The 25,733-nt window shown below is 63.6% G+C and carries 16 protein-coding genes and 1 pseudogene; 15 read left to right on the plus strand and 2 right to left on the minus strand.

What is annotated here, in order from left to right:
- Nucleotides 1-117 precede the first annotated feature (117 nt).
- Nucleotides 118-2,388 carry a TonB-dependent receptor domain-containing protein gene (locus ACM608_RS10435; protein ID WP_419683163.1) on the minus strand — a complete coding sequence of 757 codons (2,271 nt, stop codon included), beginning with the start codon at nucleotides 2,386-2,388 and terminating at the stop codon, nucleotides 118-120.
- A gap of 82 nt (nucleotides 2,389-2,470) precedes the next feature.
- Between ACM608_RS10435 and ACM608_RS10440 the strand changes: the two are divergent.
- From ACM608_RS10440 to ACM608_RS10495, 12 genes and pseudogenes are all read left to right on the plus strand, one after another.
- Nucleotides 2,471-3,435, plus strand: a pseudogene (locus tag ACM608_RS10440) (IS481 family transposase).
- A 200-nt stretch (nucleotides 3,436-3,635) separates the two neighbouring features.
- Nucleotides 3,636-4,217: an ANTAR domain-containing response regulator gene (locus ACM608_RS10445; protein WP_419685165.1), complete on the plus strand. Its 582-nt coding sequence runs from the start codon at nucleotides 3,636-3,638 to the stop codon at nucleotides 4,215-4,217.
- Nucleotides 4,214-5,422 carry a CmpA/NrtA family ABC transporter substrate-binding protein gene (locus ACM608_RS10450; RefSeq protein ID WP_419683164.1) on the plus strand — a complete coding sequence of 403 codons (1,209 nt, stop codon included), beginning with the start codon at nucleotides 4,214-4,216 and terminating at the stop codon, nucleotides 5,420-5,422. The genes ACM608_RS10445 and ACM608_RS10450 overlap by 4 nt, the downstream gene beginning before the upstream one ends.
- A 216-nt stretch (nucleotides 5,423-5,638) precedes the next feature.
- Nucleotides 5,639-6,910, plus strand: a complete 1,272-nt coding sequence (locus ACM608_RS10455) for a nitrate/nitrite transporter (protein ID WP_419685167.1) — start codon at nucleotides 5,639-5,641, stop codon at nucleotides 6,908-6,910.
- Complete coding sequence (locus ACM608_RS10460) at nucleotides 6,865-8,106, plus strand: alginate export family protein (protein ID WP_419683165.1); 1,242 nt, start codon at nucleotides 6,865-6,867, stop codon at nucleotides 8,104-8,106. Before ACM608_RS10455 ends, ACM608_RS10460 begins: the two co-directional genes overlap by 46 nt.
- On the plus strand, nucleotides 8,103-10,568 hold the full coding sequence (nirB, locus tag ACM608_RS10465) for a nitrite reductase large subunit NirB (RefSeq protein ID WP_419683166.1): 2,466 nt from the start codon (nucleotides 8,103-8,105) through the stop codon (nucleotides 10,566-10,568). Before ACM608_RS10460 ends, nirB begins: the two co-directional genes overlap by 4 nt.
- Nucleotides 10,565-10,903, plus strand: a complete 339-nt coding sequence (gene nirD / locus ACM608_RS10470) for a nitrite reductase small subunit NirD (protein ID WP_419683167.1) — start codon at nucleotides 10,565-10,567, stop codon at nucleotides 10,901-10,903. Before nirB ends, nirD begins: the two co-directional genes overlap by 4 nt.
- Nucleotide 10,904: 1 nt before the next feature.
- Nucleotides 10,905-13,496, plus strand: a complete 2,592-nt coding sequence (locus tag ACM608_RS10475; RefSeq protein ID WP_419683168.1) for a molybdopterin-dependent oxidoreductase — start codon at nucleotides 10,905-10,907, stop codon at nucleotides 13,494-13,496.
- Nucleotides 13,489-14,262, plus strand: a complete 774-nt coding sequence (cobA, locus tag ACM608_RS10480; protein ID WP_419685169.1) for a uroporphyrinogen-III C-methyltransferase — start codon at nucleotides 13,489-13,491, stop codon at nucleotides 14,260-14,262. Before ACM608_RS10475 ends, cobA begins: the two co-directional genes overlap by 8 nt.
- The gene (locus ACM608_RS10485) at nucleotides 14,259-15,488 is read left to right on the plus strand and encodes a molybdopterin molybdotransferase MoeA (protein ID WP_419683169.1); all 1,230 of its coding nucleotides are present in this window, start codon (nucleotides 14,259-14,261) and stop codon (nucleotides 15,486-15,488) included. The genes cobA and ACM608_RS10485 overlap by 4 nt, the downstream gene beginning before the upstream one ends.
- A complete protein-coding gene (gene mobA / locus ACM608_RS10490) occupies nucleotides 15,488-16,048 on the plus strand; it encodes a molybdenum cofactor guanylyltransferase (RefSeq protein WP_419683170.1) in 561 nt (186 codons plus the stop codon). Before ACM608_RS10485 ends, mobA begins: the two co-directional genes overlap by 1 nt.
- An 861-nt stretch (nucleotides 16,049-16,909) precedes the next feature.
- Complete coding sequence (locus tag ACM608_RS10495) at nucleotides 16,910-17,947, plus strand: radical SAM protein (RefSeq protein ID WP_419683171.1); 1,038 nt, start codon at nucleotides 16,910-16,912, stop codon at nucleotides 17,945-17,947.
- Nucleotides 17,948-18,040: 93 nt separating this feature from the next.
- On the opposite strand, the gene ACM608_RS10500 is transcribed toward ACM608_RS10495, so the two are convergent.
- Nucleotides 18,041-20,599 carry a TonB-dependent receptor gene (locus ACM608_RS10500; protein ID WP_419683172.1) on the minus strand — a complete coding sequence of 853 codons (2,559 nt, stop codon included), beginning with the start codon at nucleotides 20,597-20,599 and terminating at the stop codon, nucleotides 18,041-18,043.
- A gap of 635 nt (nucleotides 20,600-21,234) precedes the next feature.
- Between ACM608_RS10500 and ACM608_RS10505 the strand changes: the two genes are divergently transcribed.
- From ACM608_RS10505 to ACM608_RS10515, 3 genes are all read left to right on the plus strand, one after another.
- Nucleotides 21,235-22,410, plus strand: coding sequence for an acetyl-CoA C-acyltransferase (locus ACM608_RS10505; RefSeq protein WP_419683173.1), 1,176 nt, complete (start codon nucleotides 21,235-21,237; stop codon nucleotides 22,408-22,410).
- Between the two features lie 470 nt (nucleotides 22,411-22,880).
- On the plus strand, nucleotides 22,881-23,237 hold the full coding sequence (locus ACM608_RS10510; RefSeq protein ID WP_419683174.1) for a nuclear transport factor 2 family protein: 357 nt from the start codon (nucleotides 22,881-22,883) through the stop codon (nucleotides 23,235-23,237).
- Between the two features lie 121 nt (nucleotides 23,238-23,358).
- Complete coding sequence (locus ACM608_RS10515; RefSeq protein ID WP_419683175.1) at nucleotides 23,359-25,719, plus strand: TonB-dependent receptor; 2,361 nt, start codon at nucleotides 23,359-23,361, stop codon at nucleotides 25,717-25,719.
- The last annotated feature ends 14 nt before the right edge of the window (nucleotides 25,720-25,733 follow it).

Consider the following 25,733-nt stretch of genomic DNA (forward strand, 5'->3'; position numbering starts at 1 on the left):
GCGAGCGCCGCCGGCGCCGCCACAACCCCGAATTCTCAGCGCGGGCCTGTGCAGGTTGGCGGACGCGTCGTGGCCCCTGCTCTGATGGCAACGTACATCGAGGATGTCAGTTTGCCCCTAAAGCGCTCCGCCCCCTAGCTTATATGTCACCTGGAACAGCGCACTTCGGCCAACGCTGTCGAACCAGCTGATGTCGTAATAGGGATAGGAGGTATAGGTCGGATCCTTTACCGGCATCTTGTCGAACAGGTTGGTGACCGAGACCGACGCGCGCAGGTGATCGGTGAAGTCATACTGCAGAGTGGTGTTGAACAGATAGCTCGCCTTGGTAAACGCGTCCTCGTCGTAGTTCGGCAGCTTGCCGAGGCGGCGGCTTTCGATGGTCCATTTTACGGCGTCGAGTGACCAGGTCACGCTTACCGTCGATTTGTCGCGCGGGATGTAATAGCCGCTGGTATACGCCAGCTTGTTGATCGTCGGATCGCCCGGATACTGCCGGAAGGTGTGATCGAAGACGTGCGTGTGCGATGCGCTCAGCGCGAAGGTGCCGATATCCGTCGGCAGATTTCCGTGCACGGTGACGTCAATGCCGCTCGTCTTCTCCTTGGCGATGTTGATCGGATTGACGGCGCCTTCATTCACGCCGCCCGAAAAGCGGTTCACCCGTGCGATCGCGTCCTGGCAGGTGGCCGAATTGATATCGACGGCAGCGCCCCCACTGGTCATGCCGATCCGGCAGTCCGCCTCGTCGCGGAGGAGCGCATCGGTGCTGAGATCGCGCACCTGGTTGGATAGCGCCACGCGAAAGTAATCGACCGAGATGTCGAAGCGCGGAGAGGGAGCCCAGACAATGCCGGCATTGATCGACTTGCTCGTCTCCGGCTTCAGCTTGCGGTTGCCGTTGCGCTGCACGACGATACTCTCGTCGGAATAGCTGCAACCGCCGATATCCTCATCCGGCTCCTCCGTGCGGCAGCGATAGTAATCCGTTGCTGACGGGTGCGTGTTGCCGGGGCCGGTGAACACGTAATGCAGGTCGGGCGCGCGGAAGCCGGTGCCATAGGCCGCGCGCAGCAGCAGCGTGGAGAACGGACGAACCTCGATGCCGCCATTATAAGTGAACTTGCCGACACCATTGCCGGCAAAGCGGAAATGATCGTAGCGCGCTGCGCCGGAAAGCTCGATGAAGCTGGCGATCGGCGCGCGCAACTCGCCGCCCAGCGCCCAATGATCGCGCTTGCCTTTGCCGTCGCTGTCGCGAAGCCCGTAGTAATAGTCAGTCAGCGCCAGCGGGTCCGGCTTCAGATCATAGCCCTGCTTGCCGATCTCACCGACTGCCGCGAAGCCGATCGGCCCGGCGGGAAGACGGAACAGCTCGGTGCTGGCGATAGTGGCAGAGAAATTGTCGGTCCAGCTTTTCGGGTTGTAGACACTGTAGACGGCGATGCTGTCATACTCCGCCCGCGTCAAAGGCGTATAGAGGCGCGTCGGGTCCGCGTTGTAGATCGGGTAGCCGTCCTCATCGACGCCCAGCTGCTCGCCCAGGAACAGAGCCTGCGCCTTCCCCGCGATGATCTGCGGGAACTTGACCTTCGACTTGTATTCGCTGTGATTGAACGACGCCTCGTAAGTCCACTTGGAGCCGAGCGAGCCCTTCAAGCCGGGTGTGATGCTGAACGTCTGCTGCCGATTGCGCGTTTTCGCCGTCGAGAAGCCACCCGATTCTTCAGGGGTGAACTGCCGGTACCAGTCGTCGTAACGTTCATCGAAGGCGTTGTAGAATGTGGTGTCGCTGCTTCCCGGTGCGGACAGCGTCTCCCAACTCAGAACGTCGGACAACAGCGCGACCTTGCTGATGCCGAACTGCGCATCGACGAAGAGGTCGATCGCGTCGGTCAGTTCGTAGCCGGCCGAGGCGTAGGTGTTGAAACCTTCGCGGCGTGAGATGATCGTTCCATAGCCGATCGACGTATCACTGCCGCAGAACCGACCGGGGCCGTAGTCGTCGAGCGCCTCGTCGAACGGTCCCCAGCCAGGGCGCGAGGCATAATAGGTCGATCCGCCGTTCAGATAGGAGAGGCCGGCGCAGGTCGCGGCACCCGGGTCGACATATTCCTGGATGTCGGGATCGTACCGCAGGAAGGTACGCCGGGCAATCACGTCCGTGGTGGTCGGGTCGTCGGCGGTGCTGTCCTGGATCTTGCGATCATAGGCCCAGATCGGCTTCTGCAGCAGATACTCGCCGCCCACGACGATGTGGAAGCGATCCTTCGACCAGCCGGTGCTGGCGACGAAGCGATGCGACTTGCCACCGCCCCGCTCGCTCAGGCCGTATCGATAATCGAGCGTGGTGCCGTCGACCGTGTCCTTCAGCTTGAAGTTGATCACGCCGGCGATCGCGTCCGACCCGTAAATGTTTGATCCCTCAGTGTGGTGGTACGGTCGACCAGCATGCATTGCGGGAGGAACTATGGGCCAGGTTCTACACGGCAGCGCCAGAACGACAGAGGCGGTCCGTCGAGCGATACAGCGCAGTGAAGAGAGCGTGAGCGCGCTTGCCCGACGTCACCGGATCAGTCCGACTACGGTGCAGAAGTGGCGGAAGCGGACACACACCGCCGATGCTCGCATGGGGCCGAAGGCCATTCACTCCACCGTGCTCACGACCGAGGAGGAGGCGATGGCCGTGGCGTTCCGCCGCCACACGCTGCTGCCGCTGGACGACTGCCTTTACGCTCTCCAGCCGACGATCCCGCACCTGACCAGATCGTCGCTGCACCGCTGCCTCCAGCGGCATGGCATCAGCCGCCTGCCGGCCCTGGAAGGGGAGGCCGCCGAGAAAAAGCGCTTCAAGGCCTACCCCATCGGCTACTTCCACGTCGACATCGCTCAGGTGCAGACGGCCGAGGGACGCCTCCAGCTGTTCGTGGCGATCGACCGCACCAGCAAATACGCCTTCGCCAAGCTCGAGGAGAAGGCCACGATCGCCATCACAAGCGCCTTCTCGAGGCGCTCATCGAGATCGTGCCCTACGACATCCACACCGTGCTAACCGACAACGGCGTCCAGTTCTGCCACGCGCCGCGCAACCGCAACGGCCCGACCGCCCAGTATAGCCTGCACATGTTCGATCGCATCTGTCGCGAGCACGGCATCGAACACCGGCTCACCAAACCGAACCATCCGTGGACCAACGGGCAGGTCGAACGAATGAACCGCACGATCAAGGATGCGACCGTCGAGCGATACCACTGCGGCTCCCATGACGAACTGCGGCAGCACCTCCAGCTCTTCATCGACGCCTACAATCATGGTCGCCGGCTCAAGACCCTGCGCGGCCTCACACCAAACGAATACGTCGCTCGCACCTGGACAGAAGACCCAAGCCGCTTCAAAACCGACCCGTATCACCACACCTCGGGACTAAACACCTAGCTCCGCGATCTTGGCGACTCGAAGTCCGGAAGGGTTTGGGGAACTGATCCCTCCGCTACCGTGGCGACCGTCCGGAAGCGGGACGAGCTGCGCCTTCTCAGGGTGGAGCGAATGTCACCGCATGACTTTGCATGTTCCTGGTCGTTGACCCGTCAGTGATCCGCCTTAGCCTCGCGCGCGAAAGCTTCCAGGGGTCAGCGTTGCGCATTGCCATTATTGACGATAGCGGGCTGCGCGCGACCATCCTGGAGGAAGGGCTGCGCGAAGCGGGCTTCGAGGAGATCGAGGTGGTGCCGCCTCATGGTGCTTTCGTCGCGCGGCTGGAGCGGATGGCGCCCGACGTCGTGCTGATGAACCTCGGCAACGCCAGCCGCGACTCGCTGGAGGAAATGCTGACGGTCAGCCGCGCGCTGGCGCGACCGATCGCTATGTTTGTCGACCAGTCGGATGAGGGCATGATCGGTGCCGCGATCGACGCCGGCGTCTCCGCCTATGTGGTCGACGGGCTGCGCAAGGAGCGGGTGAAGCCGGTGCTGGATCTCGCGATCCGGCGGTTCAACGCCTTCTCCAAGCTGCAGAACGAGCTTGAGGCCGCACGCACGGAACTGGCCGAGCGCAAGACGCTCGACCGCGCCAAGGCCATTTTGATGCAGAGCCGGGGCCTGAGCGAGCCGGAGGCCTACGCAGCGCTGCGTACCACCGCGATGAAGCAGGGGCGGCGCATCGCCGAGGTTGCCGAGGCCCTAATCACTGCCGCCGACCTGTTTGGAGATGGGCGATGACACCGCTTTCGATCGCCTTCCTTCCACTGACCGACAGCGCGCCGATCGTCGTGGCGCGCGAACGTGGCTTTGCCGCCGCCGAAGGGATCGCGCTTTCCCTGGTGCGCGACACCAGCTGGGCGGCGGTGCGCGACCGGCTGGTCTATGGTCAGGTGCAGTGCGCGCATATGCTGGCCCCGCTGGCGGTGGCAGTGACGCTGGGGCTCAGCCAGGCACCCTGCGCGATCGCGGCACCGTTCAAGCTCAACGACAACGGCAATGCGCTGACGCTTTCGGCCGAGTTGGCCGCCGCGCTCGACCCGGATGCCCGCAACCGGGTGCAGGATCCCGTCGCCACCGCCCACGACTTCGCCGCCGCGATCGGGCTGCATCGGCGTAAGCCCGTGATCGGCATCATCCACCGTTATTCCAGCCATGCGCTGATGCTCCGCTACTGGCTTGGCTATGCCGGGGTGAACCCGGATCGTGACGTGACCCTCAGGGTGCTGCCGCCCTCGCTGATGGTGCAGGCTCTGCGGCTGGGCGAGATCGACGGCTTCATCGCCGGCGAACCCTGGGGCAGCGTCGCGGTGGCGGAGGGCGTCGGCGAGATTGCGGCGGCCGGCGTCAACATCTGGCAGCGTGGCGTGGAAAAGGTGCTCGCCACCCGTGCCGACTGGGCCGAAGCCAATGGCGCGGCGCTGGACCGGCTGCTTCGTGCGCTCGACCGCGCCGCTGCCTGGTGCGACGATCCGGCGAACCATGAGGAACTCGCGCTGCTGCTGGCCCGGCCCGACTATCTCGGCCAGCCCGCCGAGCTGATCGCGCAGGCGCTGGCCGGGCGGATGCCGCTGATGCAGGGGGGCGAGGCAATCGACTTGCCCGGTTTCCTGGTCTTCCACCACGGTGCCGCCAATTTCCCGTGGCGCAGCCAGGCGCTCTGGATCTACTCGCAGTTTGTCCGCTGGGGGATGGTCGAGCCAAGCGCCGAGACCCACCGCGCCGCCGCCGGCGTGTTTCGGTCCGACCTCTACCGCGACGCGCTCACCGGACATGGCGTGGCGATGCCGGGCGCGAGCCTGAAGGTGGAAGGCGCGCTGGCCGCCCCCCTGCCCGCCGCATCCCACCAAGGGAGCCTGTTGCTCTCGCCGGACCGGTTCTTCGACGGCAAGTCCTTCGACCCCGAAGACATCGCAGGCTATCTCGAAGCACTGAAGCGAAGCTAACATTTTTGCACTTGCGAAGATCGCGACTTCGCGTCAGCTTGTGCAGGTCGCTCGAATGGCCGGGCGACACATATAGGGTGATCGCGGCGACGTAGGCGCGAACATCCACCGGAATTCAGCAAAGCCGCTGTCGGATCCCCGCTCGTCGGGAGGTCGGCAGCGGCTTTTTCGTGCCTGCGGCACAGGGGAGCAGAGCGGATGACAGTTGCGGAACTGATGCGCGAAGGGTTCGTGGCAATCGGCGGTGGTGCCGACGTCGATCCCTCGCCACCGCGCGCCACGAAATCTGCGTTCTGGAGCAGCGGCCACACGCCGACGCTGATCGCCGCGTTCCTCTACTTCGATCTGGCGTTCATGGTCTGGGTGCTGCTGGGGCCGCTCGCGCCCGAGATCGCCAAGGATATCGGCCTGAGCCCCGCGCAGAAGGGGCTGATGGTGGCGACGCCGACACTGGCGGGCGCGCTGCTCCGCCTGCTCGTCGGCCTGCTTGCCGACCGGATCGGGCCGAAGCGCACCGGCTTTATCGGGCAGTTGATCGTAATCACCGGCTTGCTGACCGCCTGGTGGCTGGGCGTGCACAGCTTCGCCGCGACGCTGGCGCTAGGGGGCGTCCTGGGCTTCGCAGGAGCCAGCTTCGCGGTCGCGCTGCCGCTCGCCAGCCGCTGGTATCCCCCGGAGCATCAGGGCAAGGCGATGGGCATTGCCGGCATGGGCAACTCGGGCACCGTGCTCGCCGCACTGTTCGCCCCGATGCTTGCCAAGGCGTTCGGCTGGAACGCGGTCCTCGGGCTGGTGTGCATCCCTCTGGCGGTCGTGCTGGTGGTGTACGTCGTGATGGCCAAGGACGCGCCGAACCAGCCCGCGCCCAAGCCGCTCGCCGCCTACCTCGAGCCGCTCAAGACCGCCGACGCCTGGTGGCTGATGTTGTTCTACGGCGTGACCTTCGGCGGCTTTTCGGGCCTAGCCTCCTCGCTGACCATCTACTTCACGGACCAGTTCGCGCTGAGCACGGTCGCCGCCGGCTACTGCACCGCCGCCTGCGTGTTCGCCGGATCGCTGGTGCGCCCTCTGGGCGGCGCCTTGGCGGATCGGGTCGGCGGCGTCGCGGCGCTGACCGCCGTCTACATCGTCGCGGCGGTGGCACTCTTCGGTGTCAGCACGTCGCCAGCCAGCCTCGGTGTGGCGCTCACCCTGTTCGTGATCGCGATGCTCGCGCTCGGCACCGGCAATGGTGCGGTGTTCCAACTCGTGCCGCAGCGTTTCGGCAAGGAGATCGGCATCCTGACCGGCCTGGTCGGCATGGCGGGTGGCGTCGGCGGTTTCTACCTCGCCTCGTCGCTCGGCCTTGCCCGCCAGATCACGGGAAGCTTCGGTCCAGGTTTCCTGATCTTCGCGATCCTGGCCGTCGCCGCCGTCACGGCCCTGACGCTCGTCAAAGGAAGATGGCGCGCCCGCTGGGACGCGGCATCGCAGGGCGTGCGGATCTGATGCGCCGCGCGCTCCTCTTCCCTGTCGCGATCGCGGCCACTCCGGCGCTGGCACAGGAGGTGACGCCGATCCTCGACGCCCGCCTCCGCCATGAGGCCGTCGATCAGGCCGGGTTCGCGAAGGACGCCCATGCGCTGACCGTCAGGCTGCGCGCCGGCGCGGAGATCAGGCAAGGCGACTTCGCGCTGCTCGCCGAGGCGGAAGGCACGCTCGCCCTCAAAGAGCGGTACAACAGCAGCACCAATGGCCGCACCGCTTTTCCGATCGTGCCCGATCCCGAGAACATCGAGATCAACCGCATCCAGCTGCAGTATCGGGGCATCGAAAGCACGCTGATCACGGCCGGTCGCCAGCGGATCGCCCTCGACGATCAGCGTTTCGTCGGCAATGTCGACTGGCGCCAGAACGAGCAGACCTTCGATGCGGTGCGTGTCGAGAGCAGGGCGATCGGGCCGCTGGCGATCGACCTGACATATGCGTCGGCGGCGCGCACGATCTATGGCACCCGCAGTCCGATCGCGCGGATCGATGGCGACAACATCTTTGCCGGGGTCAGCCTGAAGCTCGGCCCAGTCAACGCCAAGTGCTTCGCCTATCTGATCGATCAAGACACGGCGGTGCGGCGGCATTTCTCCAGCCAGACCTATGGCCTTCGGGCAACGACAGCCCTTCCGCTTGGCCGCGCCAAGCTTTCCCTGGCGGCGAGTTACGCCCGCCAGTCCGACTGGCGCGACAATCCGAACCGCTATGCAGCGGACTACTGGCTCGCCGACGCACAACTTCAGTTCAAGGCGGTCGGCTTCAGCGGTGGCTACGAGGTCCTCGGCGCGGATAAGGGCCTGACGAATACCAGCTTCCAGACCCCGCTTGCGACGCTGCACAAATTCCAGGGCTGGGCCGACAAGTTCCTGGTGACGCCGGCTGACGGCATCCGCGATCTCTATGCGGGCGGCAGCTATACGCTGGTGCTCGGCAAAGCCCCGCCGATCAGAATGCAGGCGATTTACCACCGCTTCGACAGTGATCGGAACACCCGTCGTTACGGCGATGAATGGGATCTTCAGCTCGGCTTCAGGCCCGCCAAACGGCTGGCCGCGCTCATCAAATATTCCAATTACCGCGCCGCCAGCTTCGCGACCGACACGCGCAAGCTGTGGCTCCAACTTGATTTTTCTCTGGCGAGTAATCAGGCATGACGCAGCACATCAAACGCCCGCATCTGGTGGTGATCGGCAACGGCATGGCCGGTTGCCGCGCGGTGGAGGAACTGCTCGCGCGCGACGCCGGCCGCTATCGCGTGACCATCTTCGGCGCCGAGCCGCATGTGAACTATAACCGGATCATGCTCTCCCCGGTGCTCGCCGGTGAGAAGACGTTCGACGAGATCGTGATCAATCCACGCGGCTGGTATGACGACAACGGAATCGAACTGATCGCCGGCGATCGCGTCACCGCGATCGATCGGGCGGCGCAGACCGTCACCGCCGATAGCGGCAGGAGCGTCAGCTATGACAAGCTGCTGATCGCGACCGGTTCCGACCCCTTCATCATCCCGGTGCCGGGCAAGGACCTGCCCGGCGTGATCAGCTTTCGCGACATGAAGGATGTCGACGCGATGCTCGCCGCCGCCGACAAGGGCGGTGACGCGGTGGTCATCGGCGGCGGCCTTCTCGGGCTGGAGGCGGCGCATGGCCTGACGCTGCGGGGCATGAAGGTGACCGTCCTCCACCTGATGCCGAGCTTGATGGAGCGCCAGCTCGACGAGGCGGCGGCCTGGCTGCTCAAGTCCGAACTCGAGACGCGCGGCCAGACGGTCCTCACCGGCGCGGACACCGCCGAGATCCTGGGGGGCGATCATGTCGAGGGCGTGAAGCTGAAGGACGGTCGCGTCATCCCGGCCAGCCTCGTTGTGATGGCGGTCGGCATCCGCCCTTCCACGGAACTTGCCCGTAGCGCCGGGCTGACGGTGGGGCGCGGCATCCAGGTCGACGACCACATGGTCACAAGCGATCCCAACGTGCTCGCGGTCGGCGAATGCGTCGAACACGACGGCAACGTTTACGGTCTGGTTGCGCCACTTTGGGAGATGTGTCGCGCGCTGGCGGACGGGTTGGTGGAACAGCATAGCGGCTATCGCGGCTCGGTCACGTCCACCAAGCTCAAGGTCTCGGGCATCGACCTGTTTTCGGCCGGCGACTTCTCGGGCGGCGACGGCGCCGAGGACATCGTCCTGCGCGACGCCAGTCGCGGGGTCTACAAGCGCGTGGTGGTCAAGAACGACCGCATCGTGGGGGCAGTCCTCTACGGCGATACCGCAGATGGCGGCTGGTATTTCGACCTGCTCAAAAAGCAGGAGGACATCTCGGAACTCCGGGACCTGCTGATCTTCGGCCAGGCCTACGCCCAGGGAGGTGGGCAGGCGGACCCTAAGGCGGCCGTTGCGGCGCTCTCGCACGATGCAGAGATCTGCGGCTGCAACGGCGTGTCCAAGGGTCAGGTGGTCGCCTGCATCGACAATGGCGCGTGCAGCCTCGACGCGGTGCGCGCCGGCTGCAAGGCCTCGGCAAGCTGCGGATCGTGCACCGGACTGGTCGAGACCCTGCTCTCCGTCACGCTGGGCGGCGCGGTCCAGGTGGCAGCGAAGACGATGTGCAAATGCACCAGCTTCGGTCATGACGACGTCCGGCGCGAGATCGTCGCCCAGAACATGCGGTCGATCCCGGAGGTGATGCAAAGGCTTCACTGGAGTACGCCCGATGGCTGCTCCAGCTGCCGCCCGGCGCTCAACTACTACCTGCTCTGCGCCCTCCCCGGCGAGTACCGCGACGATCAGCAGAGCCGCTTCGTCAATGAACGGATGCACGCCAACATACAGAAGGACGGCACCTATTCGGTCGTGCCGCGCATGTGGGGCGGGATCACCAGCCCCCAGGAACTGCGCGCGATCGCCGATGTCGTCGAGAGATACGACGCGCCGATGGTCAAGGTGACCGGCGGCCAGCGGCTCGACATCTTCGGGATCAGGAAAGAGGATCTGCCGGCCGTCTGGGCCGATCTCAACGCGGCGGGGATGGTGTCGGGCCATGCCTATGGCAAGGCGCTGCGCACGGTGAAGACCTGCGTCGGCTCCGAATGGTGCCGCTTCGGGACCCAGGATTCCACCGGCCTCGGCGTCAAGCTGGAACGCGGGTTCTGGGGCAGCTGGATGCCGCACAAGTTCAAGATGGCGGTCTCGGGCTGCCCTCGGAACTGCGCCGAGGCGACGATCAAGGATTTTGGCGTGGTCTGCGTCGACTCTGGGTACGAGCTGCATGTCGGCGGCAATGGCGGCATCCATGTCCGTGCGACCGACCTGCTGGTGAAAGTCGCAACGGAGCGTGAGGCGCTCCATTACGCCGCCGCCTTCGTCCAGCTCTACCGTGAGGAGGCGCGCTACCTGGAGCGGACCGCGCCGTGGATCGAGCGGGTCGGGCTGCAATACGTCAAGGAGCGGATCGTCGAGGACGAGGAAGAGCGGCACGCGCTCGCCGACCGCTTCTGGCATTCCCAGACATTCAGCCAGGACGACCCCTGGGCCGACCGCGCCGCCGGCAAGGCGCGGGAGCAACACGCCCACATGGCTGCATTCAAACCCATGCTTCAGGAGGAAATCGCATGATCGGCGACTGGCTCGACATCGGCTGGCTGCAGGAGATCCCTTTGCGCGGCAGCCGCACCGTGCCGGTGGACGGCGGCGAGGACATCGCCGTGTTCCGGACCGGCGACGACAAGGTCTTCGCCCTGATCGACCGCTGCCCGCATAAGAACGGCCCGCTCAGCCAGGGCATCGTCCACGGCCACAGCGTCACCTGCCCTTTGCACAACTGGAAGATCGCCCTCGCGACCGGCAGTGCCGAGGGTGAGGACAAGGGCTGCACCCCAGTCATTCCGGTCAAGGTGAGCGGCGGGCGGGTGCTGATCTGTCGCGCGACCACGATGAAGGCCGCCGCCTGACATGGCCGAAAAAACCCGCACTACCTGCGCCTATTGCGGCGTCGGCTGCGGCATTGTCGCGACACGCACCGGGGCGCGGACGGTGGAGATCAAGGGCGACCCGGATCATCCCGCCAATCTCGGGCGGCTCTGTTCCAAGGGCATGCACCTTGGCGACACGATGGGGCTGGACGGCCGTCTGCTCTACCCGATGATCGGCAAGCGGCGCGCAAGCTGGGACAAGGCGCTGGACCTCGTCGCCCGGCGCTTCAAGCAGGCGATCGCCGAACACGGGCCGGACAGCGTCGCCTTCTATGTCTCGGGCCAGCTGCTGACCGAGGACTATTACGTCGCGAACAAGCTGATGAAGGGGTTCATCGGTTCGGGCAATATCGACACGAATTCGCGCCTCTGCATGTCGAGTGCGGTGGCGGGACATGTCCGCGCCTTCGGCGAAGACGTGGTGCCGGCCAGCTATGACGATCTTGATGCGGCCGACCTGATCGTCCTGGTCGGCTCCAACACGGCCTGGTGTCACCCGATCGTCTACCAGCGCATCCGCGCCCGCTGCGATGCCGGCGCCAGGCTGGTGGTGATCGACCCGCGCCGCACCGAGACCTGCGAGGGTGCCGATCTGCACCTCGCCATCCGTCCCGGTAGCGACGTCGCGCTGATGAACGGCCTGCTTGCCCATTGCCGGGAGGCGGGGCTGGTGGATGAGCCCTTCCTCGCGTCCAGCGTGCAGGTTCCGGACGGGTTCTGGGACATCTTGAGCACGGCAAGCGATCTGTGGTCGGTCGCGCGGACCTGCGATGTGCCCGCCGCCGACCTCCGGCGTTTCTACGATCTCTTCGCGACGCATCCCCGCACGGTCACGCTGTTCAGCCAGGGCATAAACCAGTCGCTGCGCGGGACGGATCAGGTCAACGCGATCATCAACGTCCATCTGGCGACCGGCCGTATCGGCAAGCCGGGGGCGGCGCCGTTCTCGATCACCGGCCAGCCTAACGCCATGGGCGGCCGCGAGGTCGGGGGGCTCGCCTCAAGCCTCGCCGCGCATATGGATTTCGCGCCCGAGAACCGTGCACGGGTGCAGCGTTTCTGGTCTTCACCCGCAATCGCACAGAAGCCGGGGTTGAAGGCGGTCGACCTGTTCCGGGCGGTGGACGAAGGCCGGATCAAGGCGCTGTGGATCATGGCGACCAACCCGGCGGTCTCGATGCCCGATGCAGGTGCGGTGCGCGCCGCCCTCGCGCGCTGCCCCTTCGTCGTCGTCTCCGACGTCATCGCCGACACCGACTGCACGCCCTACGCGCATGTTCGCCTGCCCGCGACCGGCTGGGGTGAGAAGGACGGCACGGTCACCAATTCCGAGCGCCGGATCAGCCGACAGCGGCCTATCTTCGAACCCCCCGAAGAAGCGCGACCGGATTGGTGGATCATCAAGGAGGTCGGCCGCCGCATGGGCTGGCCAATGGACTTCGACTATGCGCGCCCGGCCGACATCTTCCGCGAGCACGCCCGCCTGTCGGCCTATCAGAATGACGGCGCGCGGTTGTTCGATCTGAGCAGCAAGGTCGCGGTCAGCAACGCCGATTACGAGGCGATGACACCCTTCCGCTGGGGCGGCGATGCTTTCGCCGACGGCCGTTTCCCGACAAGCGACGGCCGCGCCCGGCTGGTGCCGGCCAGTCAGATGTCCCTGCCCGCCCCTCCCGCCAAATGGCCGCTGACGCTCAACACCGGGCGCTACCGCGACCAATGGCACACGATGACGCGGACCGGCCTCAGCCCCAAGCTTTCGCGCCATCGTGAGGAGCCGCTTGTCGAGGTGCATCCCGCGGATGCGGCGGCCTATGCGCTGGAAGACGGCGGCCTCGCCCGTGTGTCGACGCCGCAGGGTGCCAGCCTGTTCCGCGTCCTGTTCAGCACGGGCCAGCGCCGGGGTGAGATCTTCACGCCCATCCATTGGACCGACCGGCAATCGACGGGCGGTCGCACCGGCCTGCTGCCCCGTTCGCTGGTCGACCCGCATTCCGGCCAGCCGGGGTTCAAGTCGACGCCCGCGACGGTGGAGGCGGTGAAGACCGCCTGGCGCGGCTTCCTGATCACGACCGAGGCGATGGAGCGCCCCGATTGCCTCTGGGCGACGCAAGTCAGCGTGCCCGGCGGCAGGCTCTTCGAACTGGCGGGCGACGGGCCGACGCAGGCGATCGCGACGAGGCTGCCGCGCGGCGAGCGGATCGAGAGCCTCGACCGGGGACGCGGCTCGCACCGGGTCGCGGTGCTGCGCGACGGCCGCTTGGTCGCCGCGCTGTTCTGCACCGATCGCGGCGTCCTGCCCAAGCGCGCATGGCTCCTCGACCAGCTCGGCCAGCTTGCCGGCGCCGCGCTCCTCGCCGGTGGGCCACCGGGCAGGCAGGAAGATCGTGGCCCGATGGTCTGCGCGTGCTTCGACGTGGGCCTCAAGACCATCATCACCGCCATCGGCAGTCAGCAGCTCACCAGCGTCGAGGCTGTGGGCGTCGCGCTTTCGGCGGGCACCAACTGCGGATCATGCCGCCCCGCCATTCGCCGCATCCTGGAGGAGAACAGAAATGTCGCAAATGGCTGACATGCCGCATCCCGGCGAGGTCTGGCTGGTCGGCGCGGGGCCGGGCGACCCCGATCTGCTCACGCGAAAGGCCGAACGGCTGCTACGCGCGGCGAGCGTGGTCTTCTACGACGCGCTGGTCGGGGCCGGCGTGCTGGCGCTGATTCCCGGCAATGTCCGGCAGGTGGCGGTCGGCAAAAGATCGGGACGCCATTCGAAGGATCAGGATGCGATCAACACGCTGCTGGTCCACGCGGCGCGAGCGGGCGAGCGGGTAGTCCGGCTGAAGGGCGGCGACCCTTCGATCTTCGGCCGTTCTTCCGAGGAGATGGTGGCGCTCGCCGCAGCCGGAATTCGGGTGCAGGTCTGCCCGGGCATCACCGCCGCCAGTGCCGCCGCCGCAGGGGCGGGCGTGTCCCTGTCGCTTCGCGGTCTCGCCCGCCGCGTCCAATTCGTCACCGCCCATGTGCGCGCAGGCGAGCCTCTGGGACTCGACTGGGCCGCACTCGCCGATCCGTCCTCGACGACGGCCTTCTACATGGGCCGGAATGCTGCGGGTGACATCAGCCGCAACCTGATCGCTGCCGGCTTGAGCGGCGCCACGCCGGTGCTGATCGCGTGCGACGTCAGCCTGGACAGCGAACAGCTGCTGCACACCAGGCTGGACCTGCTGCCGATCGCTGCAAAGGTGATCGCGGGAGACAGGCCAACCCTCCTGCTGGTCGGCGAGGCTGTGGCAGGCGATCGTGCTCAAACTGCGGTCGCGATGGCAGAGCAGCTGGCATGAAGCACGCTCCGGTCACCCGCTGCGAACAGGTCCCCTGTGCCGCCACGCTGAGTTTCGACGCTGCGCAGGCGCTGCTCGCCAGTGTGATCTCTCCGCTCGGGACCGAGAGCGTGCTGCTGGCCAAGGCCGGAGGTCGCGTACTGGCGGAGCCGGTGCGGGCGGCGATGGACATCCCGCGCGAAGATCTCGCCGCGATGGACGGCTTTGCCGTTCGGGATGCCGATCTCGCCGCCGGGCAAAAGCGGTTCAGGGTGATCGGTGCCGCTTATCCGGGTGCGCCATATGAAAAGCTGATTGGCAGAGACGAGGCCGTGCGGATCATGACCGGAGCCGCGACGCCGCGTGGCACCGACAGGGTCCTGCTGCGCGAGCTGGTGACGGAGATCGCAGGCTCGATCGAGATCGACGAGAAGCCATCGGGTAAGCCGCATGTGCGGCCGCGCGGATCGGACACGCTGGCGGGCGTCGAAGTGCTGCCGGCCGGCAGGGTGCTCGATCCCCGCGCCCTTGTCGTAGCGGCGGCGGCGGACGCGGCGCGGCTCACCGTCTGGTGCCGTCCGCGCGTGCGCCTGATCGCCACCGGCGACGAACTGGTGCCCCCCGGCGCGGCGTCGCAGGGCAATGGTGTGCCGGACAGCCTTTCGCAGGCGGTCCTGCTGATGGCGCAGCAATGGGGCGGCTTGGCCGCGGGCGCTGCGCTCGTCCGCGACGATATCGCCCTGCTCACGGCAGCGGTGGCGGCGGCCACCGAGGACGCCGACCTGATCGTCCTTACCGGTGGAGCCTCCCGTGGCGATCGCGACTTCGCCAAGTCGGCGCTGGCACCGCTCGGGCTCGAACTGCTCTTCGCCGACGTGGCGATCAAGCCGGGCAAGCCGGTGTGGGTTGGTCGCATCGCTCGAACCTTGGTGCTCGGCCTACCCGGTAACCCGACCGCAGCGATGACCGTGGCCCGGCTGTTCCTGGCGCCATTGCTCACCGGCCTTGGCGGTCGCGGGATGGCGGCAGGCCTGCGCTGGGAGCGTGCACCCTTGATCGAAGACACGGACGCCGGCGACCGTGAAAGCTTCCTCTGTGCCGAGCGTCTGAACGACGGTGTCCGCATCATCGCCCGGCAGGCGGCATCGAGCCAGTGTATGCTGGCGCGCGCCGATGCGCTGGTTCGTCTCCCTGCAGCCCGGGAGACCTTACCCGCCGGCACCCCTGTCGATCTGTTGCGCTTCTGATGCCTGTCCTCGGCGCGGTGCTCGCCGGCGGCAGATCCACCCGCTTCGGCAGCGACAAGGCGCTGGCGGTTCTCGACGGGAAGCCGTTGATCGAGCACGCAATCGCCGCACTTCGCGCACATTGCGAGACCGTGGTCATCTGCGGACGGTCCTGGCAGGGCTTCGAGACGCTTGAGGATCGCCCGGCAGGTGGCTGCGGCCCGCTCGCCGGGCTCAACGCCGCGCTAGCGCTTGCACGAGAGCGTCAATTCGATTCGGTGCTTTCCGTTCCGATCGACACTCACCCTCTGAGCGGCGCCCTGTCTCGCATCCGTCACCTCGGCTGCGCAGTTTCGGAGACGCAGTGGACTATAGGCATCTGGCCGTCTGACCTCGGGCAAGTATTGGATCGCCATCTCGCTGACGGACGGCGCTCGCTTCGAAGTTGGATAGATGTCGCGCAGCCGACCCTCGTTCCTGACGGGGATCTGGAACTGCGTAACTTCAATCTGGCTTCGGATCTGCTCGATCGCATGCCGGTCACCGACGATGGCAGCATGAAGATCGCTCGAAGCTTGTAAATGATCGGACGGCAGATGCGACTCTGAGCACTGAGTGAATCAGAGGACCGAAGCTCGGCCATGCCGTCGCGCCAGCGGCGATGTCGGCATTCGTGATCTGATCCACGCCCATGTCGCCGAACGGCAGCAACAGGCCACGGCGGATCACGGAGCAGCTTGGTGAGGGTCATATCCGACAGGGGGGCACAAAGTCATAGAGACCCTCCGATACGCACATGTGAAAACCTCATAATCTGGAGGATGCGCTCGCAAGGATGGGGAATATGCAAGTGCGGGAGAAGCTAAGTCCTTGAACCAGCCCGCCTATCAGGTCCTGGCGGAGAGGGTGGAAGGATAATTCCTGAGTTATGTATCTGCATTGCAACTGAAAAGTTTCAGAAGCAAGTCTGTGTGCCATACATCATACCATAGATGCTAGACCGTAGATCATTGGGGACGTTTCGTGCCTCTCTACCTGTGATCGCAAGTCCGACCTTCTAAGCATCGAACGTCGCACTTGGGACCCTGCCTGGAGAGGCACCGCGCGGCTCCAGCGGGAAAGACGCGCGCACCCAGCGTGTTCCGTCGCGCTTGCGGAAACGAAGCGTTGCCGGTGCCCCAAGCGACAACGAGAACCGCCACGGACCGTTGATTGGCAATGAGTCCCGCACTCCCCGACGGCACCTCACAACGCGCCTGGCTGCCCAGGCGCGTGTTCGTGACCCGCTCGGCACGGGATTGGGCACATGGTTGTGCGATCGCGGAGAAAGCAACCAGTCGGGGCGTCGATGTCCGGAGCTTCCAGGCGACAGGGTCACCCTGGACCTGAGCGAAGATTCACGACGCGCCTATTCGGAAGCAAAGTCGACGCTAGCCGTCGCTGTGACACCGCCTTCGAAGCGGCGGCTTCAGCCGATCGCACCCAGTGCCGACTGGCGGGTCGATCTGGCGGAGGGCTGCTCGGCGCATCGCAGCTATTGTTATCTCGTCGGATCGCTGAAGGGGCCGCCGATAACGCGGGTCTACGCCAACCTGGAGGAGATCCTTGCGGGCTTGCCGGCCTATCTGGGCCAAGGCTCGGTCACTTCGCGGAGCCGGGCACGGAGCCATGAGGGGACGACCTTCGAGGCGTCTTGCTATACCGACCCGCTTGCCCTCGAGCCGCTGACGGGTTCGCTGTCGGCCGCGATAGCGTGGTTCGGCCGGTGGAATGCGGATGCCCAGCTCCATTTCACCACGAAGTTCGCCGATGTAGCCGCCCTCTTGCCGCTCGATCATGGCGGACGAACCCGGATGCGGGCTTCGATCAACCCGCGTGCTTTCGCCCGCTTCGAGGGGGGAACCGCGCCTGTCGCCGCCCGCCTGTCGGCGCTCAGGCGCATGGCGGACGCGGGCTATCCGGTCGGATTGACGATCGCGCCGATCATCGCTGCTGAAGGGTGGGAGACCGCTTATGGCGAACTGATCGAACAAGCAGGCATTGCCCTGGATGGCGTCATCGACCTGGATCTTACGGTCGAACTGATCACCCATCGCTTCAATCCGGGTTCCAAGGCTGTGCTTGAGAGCTGGTATCCCGGATCAGACCTCGACATGACTGGCCAGAACCGGGCGACCAAGCGGACCAAGTTGGGGCCGAGAAGCAGGTTTATGACGCGGACACCATGCGCCGCCTGCGGACCTTCTTTGAAACCCGGATCACCGAACGCTTACCGGCAGCGCGGATCCTCTACTGGACATGACGGTCTTTTTCACGTCCGACACCCACTTCGGGGACCATCGCACAATCAACCTCTGGAAGCGTCCTTTCGCGAGCACTGCCGAGATGGACGCTCTCCTCATACAGCGTTGGAACGCGGCCGTCTCGCTTCCGGACGAGGTCTGGCACCTCGCACCTCCACAAGCTCGACGTCCGGGTAGCGGGCGAGGCTTCCGGCCCCGTTCGTACCCGCGTACTGCCGGCCCAAGGTAGATGAGCTTGGGGTCGATCAGGGTTCGCGGGAACGCGCCCGGTTAATAGTGGAAGCTTGCCTGCAACATTACTTCACGACCTCGAGCGACAACACCGCGCTGTTCGCTGATCGTGAGCGGCGCCGCGATGCCGCCTGTACGATCGCCGGCAAACAGCAGGTAGTACTTGTTCGTCAGATTTCGGCCGATCAGCGAGACTTGCCAGCTCCCGTCTTCGGCGCCGACCCTGGCACTCGCGTTGAACCGCCAGAAGTCATCCTGCCGCGATGAGGGCGCAAACGAATCGCTCGCGTAGTAACCCGAGCTGTAGAAAGCATCGCCGGTCAGGCCAAACTCCAGACGGTCTGCCGCTGGCAGGGTCATCTCGAACCCTGCGTTTCCGCTGAAGTCGGGCGAGCGGGCTGGCGAGCGGCCATCGAGCACCGCCTTGAGGATTGGAGCCCCCGATGCGGTCAACGCCCGCCCACCGCTGCTATTGGTCACGAACGAGCACCCCGGAGGCGGTGCCGCAGTCTGAGCGACGCTGGCCGGCACGGTATAGCCGTAACATTGACCCGTGTAATTCCGGAACCGATTTCTGACATAGGCGATCGCAGTATGGAGTTGAAGGACGCTGGACGCCTTGAACGCCGCCTCTAGCTCAAAGCCCCGCTGACGCACTGCGCCGGCGTTATTGATTTGGAACCGGATGGCGGTCGCGTCGTACGTCGTGACCTGCAAGTCGCGGAAGTTGTATCGGAAGGCAGAAGCAGTAAGCCGCAGCCGGCGATCGAATAGCTCAGCTTTCGCGCCGGCCTCGAAGCCTTTCACTGTCTCGGAGTTGAAGTCGAAGTCGCCGATCGTCGAGCTCGTCTGCAAGGGACTTGTTATACCAAAGCCGCCGGACTTGAAACCTGTTTTGTAGGCCGCATAGATCGTTGACCCTGGAACCGGATGGTACGACAGCGTGACTTCCGGCGAGATGTTACTGTCCTTAAAACGTCCTGCGAGAATACCGGGGGCCGGGTCAGTCGAGCTCGGATAGATCGTGGCAAGCGTGTTGAACTGCCCTAGCGCTGAATTCACCCCATAATGGTTCTGGTTAAACGTCTTCTTCCGCTCGGAAGTGTATCGTGCACCCGCTGCTAACTCCAGCTTCGACGTGATCTCCCACGTACCTTGCCCGAAGACGGAATAGGTTCGGCCATCTAGGGTTGCATCCTTCACGTAGGTGACAAGCTGGTCGGCCATCGGGTTGTAGCTGAGATCAGCACGAAAGTTGGTGTGATTATAGAGTGCGTCACGCGTGTCGCCGAAGTACGCACCCAGCAGGAAGTTCAACGCGCCGTCGAACTTTGTGAGGAGCCGGAGCTCCTGAGAGAAGCTGCGATAGCTCGTGTTCTCATAGGTGGTCAGCGCGTTGTCGACAGTGTGCGTCAAACCGGAAACGCTTCGATACCGATTGAAAATTTGGCCCGTAAGCGAGGTGAGGCTGAAGTCATCGTCCTCGTACTTCAAAGTTAGCGAGGCCGTATACGCCTTGTTCACACCCCTCGAACGGTTGTCGCCGTTCAGAGCGGGAATGCGGTCGGCGATTGCTGGCACGATATTGCTGAAGGACACGTGATTGTCGGCCTTGCATTCACCGAACGGATCCACGACGCCAAAGGACCGAGGCCAGCCGTCCCGGCAAGGGCCGATATTCTGCGACGTCGAACCACCGCCCTGATCGTGGCCGATGAGGCCAAACAGCTTAACCGTAGCTGAAAAGGCACCGTCGTCGTCATAGGCGAGCGTCAGTCGGGCAAGCTTCTCATCATCGCCGACACGCCTACTACGCGGCCCCGGCAGGCGTCCCGACGACGCCGGGAGCGCGGCGGGGAAAAAGGGATTAGCCGCTGCCTGAGCATCATTGTGCAACCAGCCCTTGGCGTCACGAAAGCGGATAGCAAGCCGTGCGCCGAGCGTCTCTGTCAGCGGGCCTGAAATATGACCTTCGGCCATAAACTCGTCTGCGACAAATTCATAACCGACCCGGCCTCCGACCTCGAAGTGGTCTGTCGGCCCAGCGGTCGTAATCGATATGACGCCTGCTGGGCTATTTTTTCCAAAGAATAGCGCCTGCGGTCCCTTGAGAATCTCGACCTGTTGAAGATCGAAGAAGCCTAAGGTGGCCACGCGCCCCGAGGATGACTGAATGCCGTCGATCGCGACCGAAACAGGCTGCTCATAGCCGACCTGCGTTGGCGGCGAGCTGATGCCTCGGATCGCGATCGAGCCCCCGCCAATCGTCCGGTAATTGCCGACGATAACCGTTGGAGTCAGCTCTCCAATCTTCGTAAGATCGACCGCATTATACTTGCCGATCTGCGAAGCAGAAAGAACAGATACCGCAACCGGCGTCTCCATCAGCCCTTCCGACCGAAGCCGCGCCGTAATCACGATGTCGTCAGCGGTCCCTTGCAACGGCTCATCGGCGGGAGACGACGCGCTCGTTGAAGGATTGGACTGGTTCGCAGCAGCTTCCCGCTCAGCTGCTGCTGCCGAATGGGAAAGCGACGCACCCAGACATGACGCAGCGAGGGCGGCCGAACGCAACCTTCGCCCGAAGCTTTTCCGCATTGATCCCACTCCCAAGGCTCGCCTGATCCGCCTACGCATGTCTCCGCGCTAGCGTCCGCCTGTTTAAGCTGTTCCAGTTAGGCGCTCGTTGCGCGTGCACTCTTTCGTCGGCAACACACGTGTTGTCAATCGCTCGAACGACAATTAATTGTATTGGAGCTTCAGCGTACGTCAGTGTACGCCCTTAATACACACATCATGCCTGATCGGCCGGGCTGGTTAATCGGACGGAGGCGCGCAGTGCAGAACGTCAGCCGCGTCGATCAAGGCTCAGGCTTCTGCGAGAGCATGGAGCCTCGGGTTTATGCCGCCTGCGGCGCGTCCGCTCCGACCGCGCGACATCCCATTTCAGCCCACAGGCTTAAGGCCATTTGGCGCCGGCGATAGCTCGCGTCGAACATGACAGCTTGCGACTAACCCTCGCCGCAGACAACCCCACCCTACCCCATTGACAACATATATGTTGCCAGGTTTATGATCTAGTGGATTATCGAATTGGTCGGATGCTGTCGCCGTTCAAACCGGCTCAGCGGCACCGGTTTCGAAGATGCGCCGGAGCTACTTCCCTCGAAAACTAAGCGTTCCCCCACAGACTGCATCCCGAGATGCGTACTCTGTAACAGCAGGAGAGTTCAATGCGTAGTGCCCTGATCGTCTCAACAGCTCGCACGCCGATCGGCCGCGCTTATCGAGGAGCATTCAACAACCTGCCGTCGCCCACCCTTGCATCGCACGCAATTCGCGCGGCGGTCGAGCGCGCGGGGTTGGCGGGCGAAGAAATCGAGGATGTCGTTATGGGGGCCGCCCTCCAGCAGGAGACGCAGTATACCATCGGCCGGAACGCAGCACTCAGAACTGGTCTGCCTGTTACTGTGCCTGGCCAGTCGATTGATCGTCAGTGCGCATCGGGACTTATGGCAATTTCCATCGCGGCTAACCAAGTTGTGCTCGACTCGATGGATATCTGTGTTGCCGGAGGCGTCGAGTCCGTTTCCCGCGTTCAAACTAAGGCTCTTCGGACGACAGCCGATCCCGAGCTGGAGGCGATTTTACCTGAAGCTTACATGCCTATGCTTCAGACGGCCGAGGTGGTTGCCAAACGCTATAAGATCGATCGCGAGAGGCAGGATGAATATGCCTTGCGATCGCAGCAACGTACGGCGGCAGCACAGGCCGCTGGTGCCTTCGACGATGAAATCGTGCCTGTGATGGCGACGATGACGATTCAGGACAAAGCGACCGGGGAGGTCTCCGGCAGAGAAGTCACGCTGTCGAAAGATGAAGGCAACCGTCCCGAGACCACGATTGAAGGGCTGCGGTCCCTGGCACCGGTTCTTGGGGCCAACTCCGTCATCACCGCCGGCAATGCCAGCCAGCTTTCTGACGGGGCATCCGCCTGCGTGGTCATGGAGGAGCGTACCGTCGGCGCGCGTGGGCTGCAGCCGCTCGGCCGGTTCATGGGAGTGGCTGTGGCCGGCACCAATCCTGACGAGATGGGGATAGGCCCTGTCTTTGCGGTGCCGAAGCTCCTTCGCGCACACGGCCTGAAGATGGATGATATCGGCCTTTGGGAGCTGAATGAAGCCTTCGCAGTGCAGGTTCTGTATTGTCGTGATCGCCTCGGCATTCCCGACGAGTTGTTGAACGTGAACGGGGGAGCGATCTCGATCGGCCATCCTTATGGGATGTCCGGCGCGCGCATGGCGGGACACGCCCTGATCGAAGGGAAGCGCCGCTCGGCCAAGTACGTCGTCGTAACCATGTGCGTCGGCGGCGGCATGGGAGCCGCAGGCCTGTTCGAGGTACTGTAATTGCGCTTCTTGCGGGTCTGGTCCTACGATTATCTCGCCTAAGGTTCGGCCCCGCAACTCTCCACCCTGTAATCATGTACACTCGCCGCCGAGGCAATCGTGCCTCCGCGGGGGTCTTGCCGTGTCTCGGACTCGGCAATGTTTGTGAAGATGCGCGTCAGGTGCCCATCTTCGACGAAATCCGCCGAGTAACGCTTGACAACACCTATGTTGTGCGGGATCGTGTTAGAAAGATCGGGGGTGCAGACCCTCGGCGAGGAGAGACTGCTCATGGATTCGGCTTGGATTAGGTCGGCATTGTGGGACCGCATCGATGCGCCCGTGCTGATTACGTCATGTCTACGCGATATCGCTTAGTGCGGCGAGCCAATCCCACGATCAGCCATGAGCCGAAACTCGCAACCTGATAGAGAAGAAGGAATGATCCGGTGAGGAGTGCATCTGAGAGCGAGGCGGTCGTCCGAAAGTTCATGGAAGTGTTCTCCTCAGGAGACGCTGACGGCGTGGCGGCGATGATGGATCCCGACGCCACCTGGTGGGTGGCGGGGACGATGCCTATTTCTGGCACGTACACGCGGGAAGAGTTCAGGGCACTTCTCGTGGGAGTCAGCGACGCCTGCGACGGTCCTATACGGCTGATTCCGCACGAGTTCACCATTGATGGTGATCGCGTCGCAGTCGAAACGGAATCCATGGCCCAGACCTTAAATGGCAGGACTTACAATAATTTCTATCATTTCCTCTTTATCCTGAAAGGCGACAAGGTTCTCCGTGTAAAGGAATATCTCGATACGATGCACACCAACGCTGTTCTTTGCACACCCTGACCCCCCGTTAGTTCGGTAACATACAAAAAAAAGACGTTGGCCTAAGCAAGTCCATAGTCTGACCTGCGCGAACTCGTCCGAATTGGACGCGCACCCAACAACAAAGATAGGGAGAGTAAAAGTGATTTCATCTCGTCGCGCGTTGGCTGTCTGCTTGCTCCACAGCCTTTCCTCGCCCGCTCTTGCGCAGACCAGTTCGACTGAGGCAGCGGTTCCGGCGAACACGGGTATCGGCGCGGCAGACGCATCGCAGGCGCAATCGCCATCCAGTGCCGCCACCACGGCGCCCACCGACAATGGGATTGGCGAGATCGTCGTCACCGCCACCCGGCGCGCGGAAAATCTCCAGCAGGTTCCGATCAGCGTCTCCGCGATCAGCTCTGCCCAGTTGGCGAGTCGCGGTGTCGCCCTGACAAACGACCTGGCGACTGTCGCGCCGAATGTCACGGTTAACACCCAGTACGGCGAGACGCAGCCGAACTTCACCATCCGCGGCGTCGGCGTCGCGAACGAGTTCAACGTGAACGCAGCATCTCCGGTTGGTGTCTATGTGGACGACGTATATAAGTCCTTCCGATTTACCCACGGCCAGTCTCTGTTCGATCTCGATCGTGTCGAGGTCCTGCGCGGCCCGCAAGGAACATTGTTCGGTCGTAATACAACGGGCGGTGCGATCAATCTCATCACCCGCAAGCCTACGTTGAGCGGATCAAGCGGCTACGTCACGGCGGGTTACGGCAACTACGATCGCTACAAGGTCGAAGGCGCTTTGGAGACGACCCTGAAGGACGATGAGGCGGGCATTCGGGTTGCTGGGTATCGGACGAAGCAGGACGGCTTTTTCCGCGAAGTCGATCCATCCGCCAACAAGTTCGGATCTAAGCGGTATAACGGCGTTGATTCCTATGGCGGTCGCGTGACGCTTCGCATCAAGCCTTCGGACCGCTTCGACGTGACGCTGAGCGGCCAATATGGGCATGACAATCCGACCGGCCCTGCACGCTATGCCTACGGTATCGTACCTAATGGCAGCGGCGGTTTCACCGACTTCAGCGGTTACTCGCGCTTCGACGATCCGCTGATCAAGAGCAAAAACCAGTTCCATATGAACGACATGGGCAAGTTCAAGACGATCTCGCGCTCGGGTATCCTGAACATGACCTGGAACGATGGCGACCATTTCTCGGTGACCTCAGTCACCGGCTACACGTCCGGTCTCTATGATCTGAACGACGAGAGCGACGGCGGCCCCAATGGGCTGGTCGGCATCCACTACCGCGCCTCGACGAGGGATTTCAGCCAAGACGTGCGGATTAACTATGACTCGGATAATTTCAAGTTTATTCTTGGCGGATATTACGGAACGGACCGTTTGCGTGCGCGCAACGATCTTGGCTTCTTCGGGTTCTTGCCTGATGCGACGTCGCCTGGAACGTTCAACCCCGGCGTTTCCTCCTCGTTCAATGCGCTGCAAGTCTATGGCCAGGATCGTAAGTCAAAGGCCGTATATGGCGAGGGAAACTACAAGTTCAGTTCCAAACTCGATCTGACGATCGGACTACGATATACCGACGATCAGATTGAGTATGTAAATGGAAAATCCACCGTCTACTCAAATTTCTCGTCGACAGGCACGCCGTTGTTTCCGCTGTTTTCGAACTTGAATCAAAAGAATGGATCCAAGAAGGTCTCCGGTCGAGCGATCCTCAACTATAATTTCGCGGACGACATCCATGCGTATGTGAGCTTCAGCCGCGGCCAGCGTTCGGGAACGTATAATGGGTTCGCATATCAGAGTGCCTCGCAAGTTTACTTCGTTCCCCCGGAGCAACTCGACGCTTACGAAGGCGGGTTGAAGACGCGCTTCTTCGACAACCGCCTGCAGGTGAACGCGGCGGTATTCCACTATGACTATAAGGGTCAGCAGGTTCAGGAGATCCGCGGCGTCGTCGGCTTCCTGACGTCGGTCGATGCCAAAGTGGACGGCGCGGAGCTTGAGGTGATCGCGCGTCCGATCCCTGATCTTACACTGCGCGGCAATGTCGGCTATCTTGACACCCGGTATGCGGGTGGCTCGGTCATCTCCGGCGTCGATATCGGCGGCAACAAGCTGCCCTTCGCTCCGAAGATTACCGCCAATGGCGGCTTTGACTTCACCCTGGCGAAGATGTCCGCGGGCAACATCGTGGTGAGCGGCGATGCGCAGTATACCGGTCTGTTCTGGTATGACATCTTCAACGACGATCAACCGCCGCCCCCCGGCTTCACGCGCCAGATCGTTCTGCGGCAGAAAGCCTACACGCTGCTGAATGCGCGGCTCAGCCTCGTGAACAGTGCCTTCACACTCGCGCTGTGGGGCAAGAACCTGACGAACAAGACCTACTATCCGGCCGGGTACAACGTCGAAGGCGGGGTGGGCATCGATTATCAGGTGCGGGGCGCGCCGCGCACCTATGGTGTGGAAGGAACAATCCGTTTTTGACGGTTATCTCTACC

It is taken from the genome of Sphingomonas sp. ID0503, from assembly GCF_048565625.1.
Classification (GTDB): Bacteria; Pseudomonadota; Alphaproteobacteria; order Sphingomonadales; family Sphingomonadaceae; genus JBLZUR01.

Bases quoted from the DNA above. Each gene is read 5' to 3' on its own strand.
- ACM608_RS10450 (WP_419683164.1), top strand. From the start codon at position 4,214: ATGACACCGCTTTCGATCGCCTTCCTTCCACTGACCGACAGCGCGCCG.
- cobA (WP_419685169.1), top strand. From the start codon at position 13,489: ATGGCTGACATGCCGCATCCCGGCGAGGTCTGGCTGGTCGGCGCGGGG.
- ACM608_RS10475 (WP_419683168.1), top strand. From the start codon at position 10,905: ATGGCCGAAAAAACCCGCACTACCTGCGCCTATTGCGGCGTCGGCTGC.
- ACM608_RS10500 (WP_419683172.1), bottom strand. From the start codon at position 20,599: ATGCGGAAAAGCTTCGGGCGAAGGTTGCGTTCGGCCGCCCTCGCTGCG.
- ACM608_RS10505 (WP_419683173.1), top strand. From the start codon at position 21,235: ATGCGTAGTGCCCTGATCGTCTCAACAGCTCGCACGCCGATCGGCCGC.
- mobA (WP_419683170.1), top strand. From the start codon at position 15,488: ATGCCTGTCCTCGGCGCGGTGCTCGCCGGCGGCAGATCCACCCGCTTC.
- nirD (WP_419683167.1), top strand. From the start codon at position 10,565: ATGATCGGCGACTGGCTCGACATCGGCTGGCTGCAGGAGATCCCTTTG.
- ACM608_RS10485 (WP_419683169.1), top strand. From the start codon at position 14,259: ATGAAGCACGCTCCGGTCACCCGCTGCGAACAGGTCCCCTGTGCCGCC.
- nirB (WP_419683166.1), top strand. From the start codon at position 8,103: ATGACGCAGCACATCAAACGCCCGCATCTGGTGGTGATCGGCAACGGC.
- ACM608_RS10510 (WP_419683174.1), top strand. From the start codon at position 22,881: ATGGAAGTGTTCTCCTCAGGAGACGCTGACGGCGTGGCGGCGATGATG.
- ACM608_RS10460 (WP_419683165.1), top strand. From the start codon at position 6,865: ATGGCGCGCCCGCTGGGACGCGGCATCGCAGGGCGTGCGGATCTGATG.
- ACM608_RS10455 (WP_419685167.1), top strand. From the start codon at position 5,639: ATGCGCGAAGGGTTCGTGGCAATCGGCGGTGGTGCCGACGTCGATCCC.